This is a genomic window from Parabacteroides sp. AF14-59, from assembly GCF_003479515.1.
GTDB lineage: Bacteria > Bacteroidota > Bacteroidia > Bacteroidales > Tannerellaceae > Parabacteroides > Parabacteroides faecis.
Genome location: NZ_QUHH01000002.1, coordinates 171,214 through 187,045, shown reverse-complemented (window position 1 = coordinate 187,045; position 15,832 = coordinate 171,214). Strand labels below are relative to the sequence as shown.

Genomic DNA, 15,832 nt, shown 5'->3' with positions numbered 1-15,832 from the left:
TATTTTTAGTTTTCATTGTTAGTAGATACGGCGGGACCTTTCTTGATGGCTTTCACCATAATACCTATCTCTGCGATCAACAGGATCGTGAAGAGGATCAGGAACAGGAAGAAAGTGGTCTGCACGGACGATGTGGCGAGTTTGGAAATAGAAGCACTTGTCGGAAGGATATCCTGTATCGCCCAAGGTTGACGTCCCACCTCGGCTACAATCCATCCGGCCTGTCCGGCGATATATCCCAGCGGGATAGACCACAGGCATACTTTTTGTAGCCAGCGTGCATCCTGGAATTTATCTTTCTTATTCCATACCAAGGCAATGATAAAGAGCAGGATGAAATATCCCCCTAGAATAACCATGATGCGGAACGAATAGAATGTCATGCCGACATGAGGAACCAGGTCGCCCGGATCTTTGATATAGCCGTAACCGAAATAGGGGAAGTTTTCTTCCAGCGTAGCCCGGTATTGCTTGGCGGCTGTTTCGTCTTTATCTTTCTTTGCCTGGCGGTAATTGGCCAATGCCTGGATAGCCTGTTGGCCTTTCTCGATCTTTTCGGCAGCAGAGAGGGCAGGGGTGCCTTCTTTCGTTGTGTAACCTCCTTCGATCAGGTTGTTGATGCCCGGAACGTAGCCGTTCAGGTCGCGTTCTGCCAGGAAAGATAACATTCCCGGTATTTTTATATCGAAAATAAAAGGATCGGCATTGTCTTTATAACTGGTTTTGTCCGGATTCAGCACACCTATGCCGACCAGTCCGACTTTGTTTCCTCCTTCATAGAGACCTTCCATAGCCGCCAGTTTCATCGGCTGTTTCTGTGCTACCTGGTAAGCAGAACCGTCACCCGTCCAAACGATCAGGATAGATGCGACCAGACCGAATATGGCGCTGATTTTAATGCTCTCCAGGGCAAAGCGTGTGTTCCGTTTCTTCAATAGGTACCAGCTGCTGATGCCGATAACGAACAAGGCCCCCACGATCCAGCCGGATAATACAGTATGGAAGAATTTATTGATGGCAACCGGCGACAGAGCTACCGCCCAGAAGTCGAACATTTCATTGCGGACCGTATCCGGGTTGAAATGCATGCCTGCCGGATGCTGCATCCATGCGTTGGCGATCAGAATCCATAAGGCTGATAAAGTCGCACCGATAATAGTTAGCCAGGTGGAAGCCAGGTGGAAACGTTTGCTCACCTTGTCCCAGCCAAAGAACATTACGGCAATGAATGTAGCTTCCATGAAGAAAGCAAGGATACCTTCGATGGCTAGTGGCGCTCCGAAAATATCTCCGACGAACCAGCTGTAGTTCGACCAGTTCGTTCCGAATTCAAATTCGAGAATCAGACCGGTGGCAACACCGATCGCGAAGTTAATACCAAACAGCTTCATCCAGAACTGCGCTGTCTTTTTCCAGAATTCGTCACCTGTTTTGTAATAAATGGTTTCCAGGATAGCCTGGATCACACCAAGCCCTAAAGTCAGGGGTACAAAAAGCCAGTGATACATGGCCGTAAGAGCGAACTGCGCCCTAGACCAGTCAATCAAAGAAGTGTCAATGCTTTCGATCATAACTATATTAATTAAGGAGTAATTGCTCGATTGATCAATTCACCCGATACGTGTTCTTCTTTCTCGGAATTGCTGTCAAACTGTCCCAGGTAATTAGGAAAGAAAAACAGTTTTAATATAAAAAACATAATGAAGAGTTTGACCAATATAATCAGCCATAGGGTTTTACCTAGCTTCATCTCACGAAAACCTTCTAGGTAAAATTGGTATATTCGAACAAGTATTGGTTTCTTTTTCATGTTCATCTCTTCATTTATATAACAGAAATCAGGTGAATATGTTTTGTGTTAGACAAATATAAAAGAAACAACGACTTTTCATACACCTAGTTTCATAGATAATATTTATGAAAAAATAGACATTGTCTATAAGGTCTGTTAAAAAAAACTATTTTAAAAAAGAAAGCCGGAGGTTCAGGCTTGTTGTTATTTTCGCATTGGCTATATTTGCGTCAGTTTGTGTTTTTAAGCTGTGAATTTTGAATTAGAATATTATTATTAAGTGCTAATCTATAAAAAGTTATTACTATGTCAAACATCACTAGAAGATCATTTCTTCAAAGAGGAGCAGCTGCTGCAGCTGCATTGACCATTGTACCGGGTTCTGTTTTAGGAAAAAGTCATGGATATGTGGCTCCTACAGATAAATTGAATATTGCCGCTGTCGGTATCGGTGGTATGGGCCATGCCAATATTAATAATGTAAAAGGAACTGAAAACATCGTTGCGCTTTGTGACGTGGATTGGAAATATGCGAAAGGCGTATTTGGGGAACATCCGAATGCAAAAAAATATTGGGACTATCGTAAGATGTACGATGAGATGGGTAAATCTATCGATGCCGTCATTATTGCTACAGCCGACCATACACACGCTATGATTACAGGAGATGCGATGACATTGGGCAAGCATGTTTATTGTCAGAAACCGTTGACACACTCTGTGTACGAATCTCGTTTGTTAACTAAGCTGGCTGCTTCTACAAATGTGGCAACTCAGATGGGTAACCAAGGTTCTTCTTCTGAAGATACTGATTTGGTTTGCGAATGGATTTGGAATGGCGAAATCGGTGATATCACAAAGGTAGAATGTGCAACTGACCGTCCTATCTGGCCGCAAGGTTTGAATACTCCGGATAAAGCAGATAAGATTCCTTCTACATTGAACTGGGATCTGTTTACCGGTCCTGCAGAATTGAAACCTTTCAATAACATTTATCATCCTTGGAACTGGCGCGGATGGTGGGCTTATGGTACAGGTGCCTTGGGCGATATGGCTTGTCATATTATGCACACTCCGTTTAAGGCTTTGAAATTAGGATATCCAACAAGCGTTGAAGCATCTTCTACTCTGTTGCTCCGCGATTGTGCTCCTAATGCACAGCATGTGAAATTTATTTTCCCTGCTCGTGAAAATATGCCGAAATTGGCTCTGCCGGAAGTTGAAATTCATTGGTATGACGGTGGTATGATGCCGAACCGTCCGGAAGGTTTCCCGGAAGGAAAAGAATTAATGGGTCCTGGTGGCGGTCTGACTATTTTCCACGGTACGAAAGATACATTGATTTGTGGTTGCTACGGACAGCAGCCGTTCTTGTTGTCAGGTCGCGTTCCTAATGCTCCTAAAGTATGTCGTCGTGTAAACGGACATGAAATGGACTGGGTACGTGCTTGTAAAGAAAATCCATCCAGCCGTGTACAAACAAAGTCTAATTTCTCGGAAGCCGGTCCGTTCAACGAAATGATCGTGATGGGCGTATTGGCTGTTCGTTTACAGAGTCTGAACAGAACATTGAAATGGGATGGCAATAATATGCAATTCACGAACATTGGTGATAATGAGATGATAAAGACTTGTATCAAAGATGGTTTCACTATCAAGGATGGTCATCCTTCATTTGCAAAAGACTGGACAGATCCTGTTAATGCAAAACAGTTTGCAGCAGAACTGATCAAGCATAACTATCGCGATGGATGGAAATTGCCTGATATGCCTAGATAACAGTTTTAAACTACATAAAAAATGAAGAAGTCAGTATTATTTGCCAGTGCCGCGCTGATGATGTGTTATTTCACCTCTTGTGGCGGCGGAAAGAAAACAGAAGAAGCTGCTGCGGATGCAACAGTCGAAACAAAAACAGAAGCAGCCGTGCCTGAATACAAATTATTGGATTTACCGACAGTAGACCTGTCTACATTCCCGAAAGATGCCGATGGTTGGATTACTATGTTTGACGGTAAGACACTGAATGGCTGGAGAGGTTATGATCGTACAGATGTTCCTAATGCATGGGAAGTGAATGATGGCGCAATCCATATCAAAGGTTCCGGAGCCGGTGAAGCTGGTGCTAAAGACGGTGGTGACCTGGTTTTTGCTCATAAGTTCAAAAACTTCGAATTGGAATGGGAATGGAAAGTGGCTAAAGGTGCCAACTCTGGTGTGTTTATCCTGATTCAGGAAGTAGAAGGACAACCTTCTTACATCTCTTCTCCTGAATATCAGATATTGGACAATGCAAACCACCCGGATGCTAAATTAGGTAAGGATGGTAACCGTATGTCTGCTTCCCTGTATGACATGATTCCGGCTAAACCGCAGAACTCTAAACCGTTCGGCGAATGGAATAAGTCAAAGATTATGTGTTACAAAGGTACAGTTGTTCATTATCAGAACGACGAACCGGTTGTTGAATATCATTTGTGGACTCAGCAGTGGAAAGAAATGCTGGATGCAAGTAAGTTCAGCAAAGATAAATGGCCGTTGGCTTACGAACTGCTGTTGAACTGTGGTGGACCTAACAAAGAAGGTTTCATCGGTCTGCAGGATCATGGCGACGACGTTTGGTATCGTAACATCAAGATTAAAGTATTGGATTAATTTAATCGATTTGCGCATAATTAATAGTAATACCCGGAATCGGCGGTTTGTCCGATTTCCGGGTATTTTTTTGAAAAAAAGTTTCATATTCCTGTAACCTTCCCGCCGAAGTGTTAGTCTTATCTGTAAACAAAACAATTAGAAACATTTTAAATATTGAAATTATGGATGGTGGAGAGATGTTAATAGCTTTGACTGCGATTATTTGTGCAGTTGGTTTGCCCGTATTATTGCTTATTGTATTGGTCGTAAGGACTACCCGGACAAAACATGAGGAGCGTATGGCAATGATCGAAAAGGGTATTGTTTTGGAGGAACCGGAAAAGAAGACGAATAAATTCAATGCTTTACGTAATGGATTACTGATGATCGGGCTGGCGTTGGGGGCCATGTCTGGAGTTTACCTGGACGCTACGATGCCAAGTGACTGGACTGGTTTTCCGGTTGTTATCTTTACAGTTCTGGGCGGAGGTATCGCTTATTTAATCTATTTCTTTATCGTTCTCAAAATGATGGAGAAGGAGAAAGAGCAATAAAACAGGATTGATGGACGAACAGAAGTGGATAAAAAGTATTCTGGCAGGAGATACCAAGAGTTTCTCCTGCTTCGTCACGAAGTACCAGCAGATGGCTTTTACGATTGCTTTCCGCATATTGGAGAATCGTGAGGAGGCAGAAGAAGTCGTGCAGGACGCTTTTGTGAAGATGTATCGTGCGCTTCCGTCTTTCCAGTTTGGCAGTAAGTTCTCTACCTGGTTCTATAAGATTGTTTACAATACAGCGATAACGGCGCAAAGGAAACAGTCTGTTTTTGAAAGTTATGATGATGCTATTGCAACCGATCTGACAACGAGTGAAGTGGATAGTGCAACTGCTATCCTGGAACGGGAAGACCGGAAAGAAATAATTACCCGCGTACTGAAAAAGTTACCGGCTGACGAGAGCCTGGTGCTTAATCTCTTTTATCTGGAAGAGTGTTCCATTGCCGATATCGCTCAGATCACGGAAATGACTCCTTCCAATATTAAAATAAAATTGTTTCGGGGACGTAAACACTTCTACGAAACATTACAGTTAATGATGCAGAACGAAACAGCGAATGTGTTATGAATACATCGGATAAAGATATAAATCGGTTGACCAAAAAGATCCTGAAAGAGAGTATGGTCGAGCCGTCTCCAGAGTTGAGTATGAAGATTATGGATCTGATCATGCAGGAGGAACCATTGAAAGTACCGGAAGTGAAAAAGGTAAAGTTGGAATCCGGAATGCCGCCTTTTATGATTGTTGGTATAATTATTGTATATCTGGTGGCATTTGCCGGATTATTGATGCTTATCGGTCAGCTTCCCGCAGGAAACGTTAGCCATATACTGAGCGGCCTAAAAGAGAAGTTACCGTATATTCTAACGGTGGCAGCGATTGCCGGATCGTTGATATTTTATTCGGCATTGGATAAAATATTGGCATTGCGGTATTTTGGTAGATGACAGTTGACAGTTGACAAGTGACAGTTGACAGTTATTTCCTCTTTCAGTCGATTTATTTACTGAGTGCGAAGCCTAATTGTCAACTGTCAACTGTCACTTGTCAACTGAAAAATGTTTCACATTTTTCCTTTATAACGCTTTCACCCGTATATTGCTATAATTATTCCCGTCGAAATAAATTCGTCCTTTGTTTCCACCATTAATCTCATAATAATGGTTTGTCTTGTCCTCTGTTGAAGTTTTCGTGACATTGAAGCCTTTGACATCCTGGTTGCCATATTTCATGCTTTCGGCAGCCACCTTGAAAGATGCATTCGACGAAATATTCACATTCAGGTTACCGTAACGAGCCTCAACATTCAGACTCTTGAAATTTGCAGAAAGTTCTTTTATGTTCAATGTACTGTAGGCTAGTTCGCTGATATCCAGTGATTCCTTAACGGAGCCGATTGTCGCCTCACTGTATTTGATCTCCAGACTACCTTTGTCAAGTCCTTGTATCTTTACATTCCCATATTTATTTTCCAGATTGATCTGTGTACATTCTTTGACTTCCATATTGGAATACTTATTATCGGCATTCAGCAGATCCGCATTACCGACTGAAACTTTGCCACAGTAACCCAGATCCAGATTAGCCTTTGTTACATTATTAATATCCACATTCCCGTATTTCGCTTCCAGGTTAAGAGGCTCTGTGAAACTTCCGGCATTCAGGTTTCCGTATTTTACCTGTATGGTGCTCTTTCCTTCGTTTTTATCCGGGAGATTGATATTTCCGTATTTCTGTGTCAGGTTGATCGCCAGTTTGGACGGTATGCTGATGAAATAGTTGATCGTGAAACGTTCGTTCCTGTTTCCATTCCAGTTCTGCTGTTTGAGTGAGGTAACGGCAGAAACAATACTTCCGGTTTTCTTTATATCGATCTGTACACGATCGATCGTAGCTTGTGCGGCTTCTGCACTTTCCGCTTTCGCCTCAATCTCGACGCGAATTGAAACCTCGTTCTTGTTCCAATGGGTGATTGTGGTATTACCGTAACGATTATCTGTCTGTAACAGGTCGCTCAGACTTACGTTGAATGAACGGCTGATCTCTTTCTTTTTAATACTTTCGGGTTTTGCGGCCCAACCGAGAGCTGTACTTGCAATAAGTAATACAGCCAGAAGTAATAATGAACGGCTTCTTGTTTGTTTTGTATTCATGATATATATTTTTTATTTGTTGTCATTCTCGTTTTCATTTGTAACCCGTTCCATCTGCTTCAGCATGATGTTCAGGCTTTCCACACTGGCACTGTAATGCTGGTTCATAGCAAACAAGCCGTCGTTGGAACAGGGGAGTGTCGGAAGGATCGTCTTTTCAAACATGTAATTGTCTTTCAGTATTCTTTTGCTTTCTTGCAACAGATCTGCACTTCCCGTAGTTTTGTCCTGTTTGTATAAGGTCTCCATTTGTGCCATGATGTCATTGATCTGCATCTTGTAATACATCTGCAGCTCGTTGAATTCCTTTTGCTCACTACACTGTTTCTGTATGGATGCTTTCTGATTGTTCGTCGGAACAGGCGTCCCGCCCGGCATCCGTAACAAGAGGAGCAGAGCAATGGATGCTGCTGCAGCAAAAGCGCATAAGCTGTATAGCTTGAAATGTTTCCTGCGTGCAGGCGGCAGTTTCTTTTCGAAGCGATCGAAGTGACCTTCCGGCAGAAGGTCATCTTCAAAAGCTTCTCTGTTGGTGTCTATGAATTTCTTTAATTTGTCCATGTCAATTAGCTGCTATAATATCTAACAATTTGCGCTTCGCCCGCAGATACTGGCTGCGTACGCTTGGCGGCTGAATGTGCAGGATAGAGGCAATCTCTTCCATATCATATCCCTCAAAGAGGTAGAGTGAGAGAATCACGCGGTAACCGGTCGGCAGTTTATTGGTCGCTTCTTTGACCTGTTTCACGGAATATTGTATTTCTTCCTCGTCGGGTCCGTCTGACTCCGGTGCGGCATAGTTGTCGGATAACTCTTCCCATTCCGGGCTTTGGCGGCGAACATAGTCGATGGCCGTATGAACGGCTATCCGGTGGATCCAGGCTTCGAAACACTGATCGTCTTTATATTGGTCGATGCGGGTGAAGATTTTCAGGAATGCGTCCTGCATGGCTTCTTCCGCTTCACCGCTGTTACCGACAATACGCAGGCAAGCTATGTACAATCGCCGGGCGAATTGTTTGTACAAGGCCAGTTGCGCATTTCGTTTCCCTTTGCGGCAACCCTCTATCAGTTGTACTGTTGTTTCGTTCATTTGTTTATATAAACGAGAGCAAGCGGCCGACCGTTGCATCTGCGCTACGAATTTATACAAAAAAAAGAAAGGCATCATCACGATGCCTCTCTCCCTGAACTAAATGATAAAAATAAAAGTTATGTGGGAAGGTTTAATTTGTCGAATGAAAATTCTCTTCTCCCATCATCGGTGCTTTACCGGCGGGGGAGCCAGATTTATAGTTGAGTTCAAACGTCTTGTCACCTTCATACGATTTGTATTTGATCTTCATCGTCACTATCTCACCATTTGTATCCGGCAGGCTGTTCAGTCTGAATGAGGCCAACCCCCATCCCTGTCCGCCTGACAGGTTATCGTATGCATTATGACGGAACTCCAGTTCATAAGTACCCGTATTGTTCATCTTCACCAGGTTGAGGAAATGTTTGGTATGTCCGTCGAAATAAGATTCGAACTGGAAATTGATGTAACCGTCCTCAATCCATACAGACTTCATCCATATGGGATCATTGCCATAATATTCATCATTCTTTTCACCCAGATCGGCAACGATCGATTTAGTCAATACGCTATCTATTTTATTGACACGGATTATATAATCGTATCCTGGAATGCCACTACTGATAGAATCGCCTAATAAGGTAAAGTTTATAAATGCACGTCTTTCTTTGTCTACTCCGAAATCAGGAGTAACGCCGGAAGCCGGCCATAAAGTAGTGGAATCATCCCATTGCAAGTAATAGTTGTTATTACCTAGCGGCTTGATCGTCGCTATTCCAAAACTATATTTATCAGGCGAATATCCGTCATCATCCAAACAAGAATACATGGTAGAGGTAGCTAAAATAGTCCCCAGGACCAGTATAAAAGTTCTCAACGTCTTCATCACATTCATATCACTAAAAATTGCTTATTTCCCATTCTATAAATGTAGATGGAGAAAAAACGGAAAATGCTGCAAAAGAAGATGATAAAAGATGTTAATGCCTTAGTGACTGATAAATAAGTTCGGCGGTACGTTGTGAAGCCCCTGGTTTTCCGAGTAGCTGGATGATCTCGTCGTAACCCTCGAGCATTTGTTGGCGATAGGCGGCATCGTGAAGTATTTTGCCTAGCTCATCGTGTATCTGCTGATAAGAGAATCGGGCGCCGAACAATTCCTGTACGACTTCGCGTCCGGCAATCAGGTTCACCAACGAGATATATTTGGTATGGAAGAAATTGCGGAAGATAAAACTGGCCAACGGTCCGGCCACGACATAATAACAGACTACCTGCGGAACGCGGAAGAGCGATGTTTCAAGCGTTGCCGTACCCGAAGTAACCAGGGCGGCCCGGCTGTGTTGCAACAGGTCGTATGTCTTGCCGAAGACGATTTTGGCAGGATGGTTTCCTATATATTGTTTGTAATATTCCGGTTCCAGTCCGGGAGCTCCGGCTATAACCGGCTGATAGTCGGGATAGGCGGCTGCGACCTCCAGCATGGTTGGAAGATTATCTTTGATTTCCTGCCGACGGCTTCCGGCCAGGAGGGCCAGGATAGGTTTATCCGGCAGCCCTTCATCAGCCATAAATGTATCGGGACGGCTGGCTTGTTTTTCTTTATATTGGGCAACCGAGTCGACAGAAGGATTTCCTACGTAATCGACTGAGTAATCGAGCTTGCGGAAAAACTCAGTTTCAAAAGGCAGAATGCAGAACATCCGGTCTACATAACGGCGGAAATCCTTGATGCGATATTGTTTCCATGCCCATATTTTGGGTGAGATATAATAGTAGACGGGTAAATGAAGTACGGTCTTTACGAATTTGGCTATTTTCAGATTGAAACCGGGATAATCGATCAGGATTACCACGTCCGGCCGGTATTGTCGGATATCTTCCTGGCAGGTCTTCATATTATTCAGGATCGTACGCAGATTGAGCAGTACCGGGATAAAACCCATAAAGGCCATTTCCCTGTAATGTTTCACCAAGGTGCCCCCTACAGCCTGCATCAAATCTCCTCCGAAGAAACGGAAGTCTGCCTCCGGATCTTTTTCTTTTAATGCCGCCATCAGGTTCGACGCATGTAAATCGCCCGAAGCTTCACCTGCTATCAGAAAATATTTCATAAAGAGTAATTTATTTTACTTCCCATTCCTTACATTTATCCATCCACTCGTAATCTGTTACATCGAGTTTACAGGGAACCAGCGAAGCATATCCGCTATCGAGTGCCAGCATATCGTTATCTGAATGGATCGGTTTGGCATTCTCAAAAGAACCTGTCAACCAAAATACCGGTTTGCCTGCTCCGTCCTCCGAACGCTTATACTCCTTAACCCACTTTCCGACAGCCTGACGGCATATCTTCATACCTTTTACTGTCTCTACTTTCGGCACATTCAGATTCAGATAAGTCCCGGCAGGCAATCCTTCTTTTAGTACACGGCGGGCTACCATACGTCCCAAGCGACAGCATTCTGTGAAATCTGCATCCGGATGATGGTCGAGCAGTGAGACACCCATCGAAGGTACACCGAATACACAGCCTTCGGCGGCAGCCCCCATGGTTCCTGAATAAAGAACGGCTATTGCCATATTTCCTCCGTGATTAATACCGGAAACAAGCAGATCCGGTTTGCGGTCGAGTACTTCATTAATGGACAGTTTTACACAATCCACCGGTGTTCCCGTACATTTATATATTGTCAGTCCTTTTTCTTTTTTCACCAGACTGTATTTGATCGGATTCTCAGATGTAATCGCACTACTCATACCCGAACGTGGGCCGTCAGGAGCAAATACAACCAGATCTCCCAGGTCTCTTAGGCATTCTGTCAACTCTTTGATACCTTTGGCATCTACGCCATCGTCATTTGTAATCAGGATAAGCGGTCTATCGTTCATTGCAACTTATTTTTGTAATACCACTACAAATGTAACGATAATCTTTTGACGGAGGATGCTTTTAATTTTTTCTTAACGTTCTTCCGGGTTGTTTGTCTTTTATGTCTTTTCATGCAGAGAAGTCTGGTTGTTTCAGGAATTATGTAGGGGGCCGTTTATCTTCTCTTGTTTGACTTATGGGAGGAGTAAGTTCTCCTTTCGGAGACTCAAGGGGAGAGCTTTGCTAATCTAAACAATTAACTCTAATATATTATATCTGTAATATATTCCTTTCTAAAAAGTAAGCTATATATTACATATTAGAATACTATACCTTACTTTTGAGTAAGGTATGCCTTACATATATATAACATAGGAAAAATATATTAAATTCTTGGTTTTGATGGATTATTTCTCTTAGAGAAATTTCTTGGTGTATTGGATGTTGTTGAAACAGATTTCCCTGTGTAGACAATTATGGAAAAATAACTTGATGAAGTTGTTTTATATAGTTGGTTTTGTCATTAATGGGTTGATTAATAAGTTATAATGCTGTTGCTTGAAAAAAGATGCTACTGATTTGCGTTATCTTTTGATTATAATTGGATGTTTTTGAAGGAAGTATAAAATAAAAGTAGGAGCTTCTGGTGGCGGAGGTGGTTGAAATCCAGGGATATACAGTTTATTTATATTAATGTACGCACGTACATTAATATATTTGATCGATATTGTTCTTTAATTGAGTGAGTAAATTATAGCTTAAATAAAGTGAAATGTATGACTAGCTAAAACGATCGTTTTTTCTCGTCATGACTTGGAGGGTTCGTCCCTTAAAACGGGAGATTCATACAAACGATGCTATTCAATTGATAAGAAAGAACATAAGGTTGAAAAAAATAATCAAAAAAGAATTGCCGAAATCAAACAAATGCTTACTTTTGTTGACGAGAAAAAACGATCGATTAATTTAGTCATAGGACAAGAAGTGTTTTTTGATAGCGATCGTGTTGAATAAGAACTTATTACACTTTAGTATTAATATTAAATTTTAGAATTATGAACAAAAAGTTTTCTACTCTGGTAGGATGCTTGGCTTTGGGAACGTTGTTTTCGGCAAATGCAACAGTACAAGATGCTTATCGTACATTTGCAACAACTTCCGTATCCAAAACATCTACAGGTAATGCTGGTCTATCTGCTTTGACTGGTGGTGCAACATTCAATGGGGCTGCTTGGTCGCAGGATGTTTACCATATCCAAGACAATCTTCTTTATCAATTACAGGTAACTGCCGGTGACAATATTCAGGATGATGGTACAGACCCTTATGTATTGATTCAGGAAAGAAATTACGAAACAGGTAAGATCTATCTGAAAGCAGTTAAATCGAGTAAAGCTCCTCTGAATGCTTCTTTGTGGACAATCAAGTATGACAAACAAGACGGTGTAAGCGGTGGTAAGTTTACTTATGTAAATAAAGAAACCGGTTTCGCTTTGACGTTTGATCATGATCGTGCTGCAAAAACTGTTGGTACAGCTGCAAATGCTAAAGCAACAGCTGCTGTAGAAATGAATGGTTGTACTGACAACTGGTCATGGTATACAGTAAATAGCAATGTAAATCCTTTTGATTATTCTCCTGTATTCTCTTATCTTCACAATCAGGCAAACAATCAGGTGATGTGTTTGGTAGTTGCTGATGATGCTACTGTAACAGGCGATTTGGCGACTAATGGTATGAGTAAGGCAGGTGTACTGTTGACTTCTGCTGTTTACGATTCAAATGTAGCAGGTCCGTCAGTGGGTAACATTCCTACTATTGCAGTAAATCTTAAGCCGGTAGTTGCTAATCCGATCATCATGACTGCTGACGATTTGAATGCTCGTATGGATGCTGATTTCCATGCAACTAACTTCGAATTTTTGATTAATCCGAATACTTTGGAAGGAACAACCCCTTTCACTGGATCATTCGTTGCTGAAGAAAATGCTTTAAGCTTGCCGACAGCGATGGGTATCGATAAGAAATTTAATTTGAACTTCAAGCTTGGAAATGGTTATCTGTTGGCAGATACAGCTCGTTACCAGGAAGATAACTATGCTCCTTCGGTTTCTCCTTCTGTTAAGTTTGCCGTAAAGACTCCGGTTGCTGCAGATAATGATTATATGAAGGCTCGTTACTACTTCAAAGCGACTTATTTCCCGACAAACGACAGCTTGCTGATTGAACCGTTGAATGCTGCTGTACAGGAAGATGCTGAGTTCAATGCTCATACGGATTGGAAAGCTTCAAAAGCTTGTACACAATATTTCGAAAACGATTATACTGTAGCAAATACGTTTACTAATACTAAAACATATGCTGCTACAGGTTCTAATACTGTTTCTTTAACTGCTGCTACAATCCCGGGTCAAACGAATCCGGTGCTGACAGTTGCCAGAGACAACCGTGATGAATTTAAGGTAAAGACATCTGTTGTACGTCCGTTCGATTATCTGACTCGTGGTACAGTTGCTGATGGCTTGTATTTCATCAATCTGTATACAACTAAATCTTCTGTAGAACGTGCTAACGGTATGTATATCGTTGAGAACATGGAAGGTAACATGATGTATGACAACCAGGCTATGGATCAGGACTTCTCTTTGATGCCTGCTACACAGTGGGTTGTTGAACAGTTGGATTGCAACGATGCTTCAAGCGTAGCACGTCGTGTTAAGATTCACAATCGTGAATATGCTGATCAGGTATTTGAAGGTCAGTTATATAATATGGGTACTACTGCTGCTGGTCAAACAATCTACCGCTTTATCGACCGTACTTATGTAGGTGGAAATGATAACAAGGGAATGTTTAATAACCAGTATCTGGGTGTTCAGGATTCTATCATCTTTACTGCAGTAACTTCTCCGATCGCTAAAACAGCTTACCACGGATACAAGAAGTTCACTGTTGACGAACTAAGCAATGGTATTGAAAACAACTATACTATCAAGTATTATCATTTCAATAACGATAATCTGTATTTGCAGAGTGAAGTAGGTAAGATTTCTAAAGCTGAAGAAGCTACAGATCCTACAATCTACGAAATCGCTGAAGCAACATTGCCTAACAATGGTGGTGCTATTGTAAACAATTTTGGTTATTCGTTGACTGGTTATCAGGATTTGGAAAGAACAGCTTATGTTCTGAAACTGAAAGATGCTAATTTATTAGACAACGATAAGAAGTATATTGCATTGGTTAAGAATGCACAGGATAACAACTATTATTACGAAGCAGTTAAGAAAGCTGATATCGATGGTGTAAACGCTAAATGGGCTTACTTCTATCTGAAAGCAGATCAGGTTCGTTCTGATGCTAACAATGCAGTAACTGATACTTGTTATGTATTGGTAGACATTCAGAATACCAATGGTGTATTAGAAACTTCTAATGGTTGGAATAAGGCTAATGTTGTAGATGGTCTGGGTACATTACGTTTCTCAAGCCTGAACGACAATCCTGAAGATCGTGCTTCTGCATTCTATTTCCAGCATAAGATACGTCCGCAGTATATCGATATGACTGCTGATTATGACATGCCGATGAACAATGTAGTGAAGATCTACAGAAAGAGCGGTAATGCAAATGAATATCTGTTTGAAGATAGCGGTGACAGTAAGAATGTGAGCGCTTCTCAGCCGATCGCCGATGTTAACTTCCTGGGTATTGAAAGTAAGGGCGTTTCAACTGACGCAGCTGCTATGTATGTTGACAAAGTTCTGTCTTCTAATAAATTTATGCCTCAGTATTTGTTTGCTGTTGATGTTGATTCTATTCCTGACGGATTCTTGTGCGGAAGTAAAACTCATGGTTATTGGGAAACTGAAGCTGAAGCAAAAGCAGCTGATGACAATCATTATGTAGCTTACAATGGTTACCTGGCAGGTCGTTTCTTAGTTAATTATACTGATTCTGTTCAGCCTAATAATAATGTAATGACTGATGCTGATAAATTCAAGTTCGAAAATTACACTCGCTTAGGATTTGTAGAAGGTGTTCATCAGGTGACAACTGATGCTAACGGTAATATTACTGCTGAAACTCTTTATATCCTGAAGAACGGTAAGACTTTAGCAGATGTTACAACTATCGTTAATAATTCGGAAACAGGAACAAAAGTAATTGATTTCGATTTGCTTCGTGCTAATTCTTTGGCAAATGTACTTGACGGTGCTCATAAGAACTATGCATTCTCTCTGAGAAAGATCAATGACCAGGCTGATGAAACTGCTGATGCAAGTGAAGGCTTCCTTCTGGAATCTAATGGTCAGGGTTCTGCTATCGGTTCATTCGCAGGTGCTTGGGTGAAAGTTCATAATGGTATTCCTGTATTGGCTCAGATTACACCGACAGGTGATCATGAAGACATTTCAGCTTCTATCAACGAAGTAATCAACCAGTCTCAGGTATTCCACTTCGGTCAGACAGACGAAACTCCGACAGAAAACGAAGGTGTTAAAACTACCGAAGTATCTGTATCTGTAATTCCTGGTGCTGTTGTAGTGAAGGGAGCTGAAGGTAAGACTGTTGCTATCAGCAATGTTCTTGGTCAAACCATTGCTAACACAGTAATCACTTCCAGTGAAACTACAATCTCTGTTCCTTCAGGTATTGTATTCGTAGCTGTTGAAGGTGAAAGTGCTGTTAAAGCAGTTATCAAATAAGAAATTTATAATCAAAATAAATCATTCTGCGTA

14 protein-coding genes are annotated in these 15,832 nt (G+C 41.7%); 6 read left to right on the top strand and 8 right to left on the bottom strand.

The features are described 5' to 3' along the window. Positions 1-5: 5 nt before the first annotated feature. Together DWW23_RS02975 and DWW23_RS02970 are read right to left on the bottom strand one after the other, a co-directional pair. Complete coding sequence (locus tag DWW23_RS02975; protein WP_122351796.1) at positions 6-1,571, bottom strand: cytochrome ubiquinol oxidase subunit I; 1,566 nt, start codon at positions 1,569-1,571, stop codon at positions 6-8. An 11-nt stretch (positions 1,572-1,582) separates the two neighbouring features. Beyond that, complete coding sequence (locus tag DWW23_RS02970; protein WP_122352010.1) at positions 1,583-1,810, bottom strand: DUF4492 domain-containing protein; 228 nt, start codon at positions 1,808-1,810, stop codon at positions 1,583-1,585. Between the two features lie 288 nt (positions 1,811-2,098). Between DWW23_RS02970 and DWW23_RS02965 the strand changes: the two genes are divergently transcribed. The 5 genes from DWW23_RS02965 to DWW23_RS02945 all read left to right on the top strand — a co-directional run bounded on the left by DWW23_RS02965 (position 2,099) and on the right by DWW23_RS02945 (position 5,937). Beyond that, positions 2,099-3,571 (top strand): Gfo/Idh/MocA family protein, encoded by a 1,473-nt coding sequence (locus DWW23_RS02965; RefSeq protein ID WP_122351795.1) that lies wholly within the window; start codon positions 2,099-2,101, stop codon positions 3,569-3,571. Positions 3,572-3,592: 21 nt separating this feature from the next. Beyond that, positions 3,593-4,447 carry a DUF1080 domain-containing protein gene (locus DWW23_RS02960; protein WP_122351794.1) on the top strand — a complete coding sequence of 285 codons (855 nt, stop codon included), beginning with the start codon at positions 3,593-3,595 and terminating at the stop codon, positions 4,445-4,447. 164 nt (positions 4,448-4,611) lie between these two features. Beyond that, the gene (locus DWW23_RS02955; RefSeq protein WP_187576585.1) at positions 4,612-4,983 is read left to right on the top strand and encodes a DUF6249 domain-containing protein; all 372 of its coding nucleotides are present in this window, start codon (positions 4,612-4,614) and stop codon (positions 4,981-4,983) included. Positions 4,984-4,993: 10 nt separating this feature from the next. Beyond that, entirely contained in the window at positions 4,994-5,557 is a 564-nt protein-coding gene (locus tag DWW23_RS02950) for an RNA polymerase sigma factor (protein WP_122351793.1), read from the top strand. Next, positions 5,554-5,937: a hypothetical protein gene (locus tag DWW23_RS02945; protein WP_122351792.1), complete on the top strand. Its 384-nt coding sequence runs from the start codon at positions 5,554-5,556 to the stop codon at positions 5,935-5,937. The genes DWW23_RS02950 and DWW23_RS02945 overlap by 4 nt, the downstream gene beginning before the upstream one ends. 129 nt (positions 5,938-6,066) lie before the next feature. Here the strand turns inward: DWW23_RS02945 and DWW23_RS02940 are convergent, their stop codons facing one another. The 6 genes from DWW23_RS02940 to surE all read right to left on the bottom strand — a co-directional run bounded on the left by DWW23_RS02940 (position 6,067) and on the right by surE (position 11,110). Next, positions 6,067-7,143 carry a hypothetical protein gene (locus DWW23_RS02940; RefSeq protein WP_122351791.1) on the bottom strand — a complete coding sequence of 359 codons (1,077 nt, stop codon included), beginning with the start codon at positions 7,141-7,143 and terminating at the stop codon, positions 6,067-6,069. 12 nt (positions 7,144-7,155) lie between these two features. Beyond that, positions 7,156-7,704: a hypothetical protein gene (locus tag DWW23_RS02935; protein WP_122351790.1), complete on the bottom strand. Its 549-nt coding sequence runs from the start codon at positions 7,702-7,704 to the stop codon at positions 7,156-7,158. A 1-nt stretch (position 7,705) separates the two neighbouring features. Continuing rightward, entirely contained in the window at positions 7,706-8,275 is a 570-nt protein-coding gene (locus DWW23_RS02930) for an RNA polymerase sigma factor (RefSeq protein ID WP_370449234.1), read from the bottom strand. Positions 8,276-8,369: 94 nt separating this feature from the next. Next, the gene (locus DWW23_RS02925; protein WP_122351788.1) at positions 8,370-9,113 is read right to left on the bottom strand and encodes a NigD-like protein; all 744 of its coding nucleotides are present in this window, start codon (positions 9,111-9,113) and stop codon (positions 8,370-8,372) included. Positions 9,114-9,198: 85 nt separating this feature from the next. After that, positions 9,199-10,332, bottom strand: coding sequence for a lipid-A-disaccharide synthase (gene lpxB / locus DWW23_RS02920; RefSeq protein ID WP_122351787.1), 1,134 nt, complete (start codon positions 10,330-10,332; stop codon positions 9,199-9,201). Positions 10,333-10,342: 10 nt separating this feature from the next. Beyond that, the gene (gene surE, locus DWW23_RS02915; RefSeq protein ID WP_122351786.1) at positions 10,343-11,110 is read right to left on the bottom strand and encodes a 5'/3'-nucleotidase SurE; all 768 of its coding nucleotides are present in this window, start codon (positions 11,108-11,110) and stop codon (positions 10,343-10,345) included. A gap of 1,035 nt (positions 11,111-12,145) precedes the next feature. On the opposite strand from surE, the gene DWW23_RS02905 reads away from it, so the two are divergent. Further along, positions 12,146-15,799: a DUF6383 domain-containing protein gene (locus DWW23_RS02905; protein WP_122351784.1), complete on the top strand. Its 3,654-nt coding sequence runs from the start codon at positions 12,146-12,148 to the stop codon at positions 15,797-15,799. Positions 15,800-15,832 lie beyond the last annotated feature (33 nt).

Bases quoted from the DNA above. Each gene is read 5' to 3' on its own strand.
- lpxB (WP_122351787.1), bottom strand. From the start codon at position 10,332: ATGAAATATTTTCTGATAGCAGGTGAAGCTTCGGGCGATTTACATGCG.
- DWW23_RS02945 (WP_122351792.1), top strand. From the start codon at position 5,554: ATGAATACATCGGATAAAGATATAAATCGGTTGACCAAAAAGATCCTG.
- DWW23_RS02960 (WP_122351794.1), top strand. From the start codon at position 3,593: ATGAAGAAGTCAGTATTATTTGCCAGTGCCGCGCTGATGATGTGTTAT.
- DWW23_RS02955 (WP_187576585.1), top strand. From the start codon at position 4,612: ATGGATGGTGGAGAGATGTTAATAGCTTTGACTGCGATTATTTGTGCA.
- DWW23_RS02950 (WP_122351793.1), top strand. From the start codon at position 4,994: ATGGACGAACAGAAGTGGATAAAAAGTATTCTGGCAGGAGATACCAAG.
- surE (WP_122351786.1), bottom strand. From the start codon at position 11,110: ATGAACGATAGACCGCTTATCCTGATTACAAATGACGATGGCGTAGAT.
- DWW23_RS02970 (WP_122352010.1), bottom strand. From the start codon at position 1,810: ATGAAAAAGAAACCAATACTTGTTCGAATATACCAATTTTACCTAGAA.
- DWW23_RS02935 (WP_122351790.1), bottom strand. From the start codon at position 7,704: ATGGACAAATTAAAGAAATTCATAGACACCAACAGAGAAGCTTTTGAA.
- DWW23_RS02975 (WP_122351796.1), bottom strand. From the start codon at position 1,571: ATGATCGAAAGCATTGACACTTCTTTGATTGACTGGTCTAGGGCGCAG.
- DWW23_RS02925 (WP_122351788.1), bottom strand. From the start codon at position 9,113: ATGAATGTGATGAAGACGTTGAGAACTTTTATACTGGTCCTGGGGACT.
- DWW23_RS02940 (WP_122351791.1), bottom strand. From the start codon at position 7,143: ATGAATACAAAACAAACAAGAAGCCGTTCATTATTACTTCTGGCTGTA.
- DWW23_RS02905 (WP_122351784.1), top strand. From the start codon at position 12,146: ATGAACAAAAAGTTTTCTACTCTGGTAGGATGCTTGGCTTTGGGAACG.
- DWW23_RS02965 (WP_122351795.1), top strand. From the start codon at position 2,099: ATGTCAAACATCACTAGAAGATCATTTCTTCAAAGAGGAGCAGCTGCT.
- DWW23_RS02930 (WP_370449234.1), bottom strand. From the start codon at position 8,275: ATGCAACGGTCGGCCGCTTGCTCTCGTTTATATAAACAAATGAACGAA.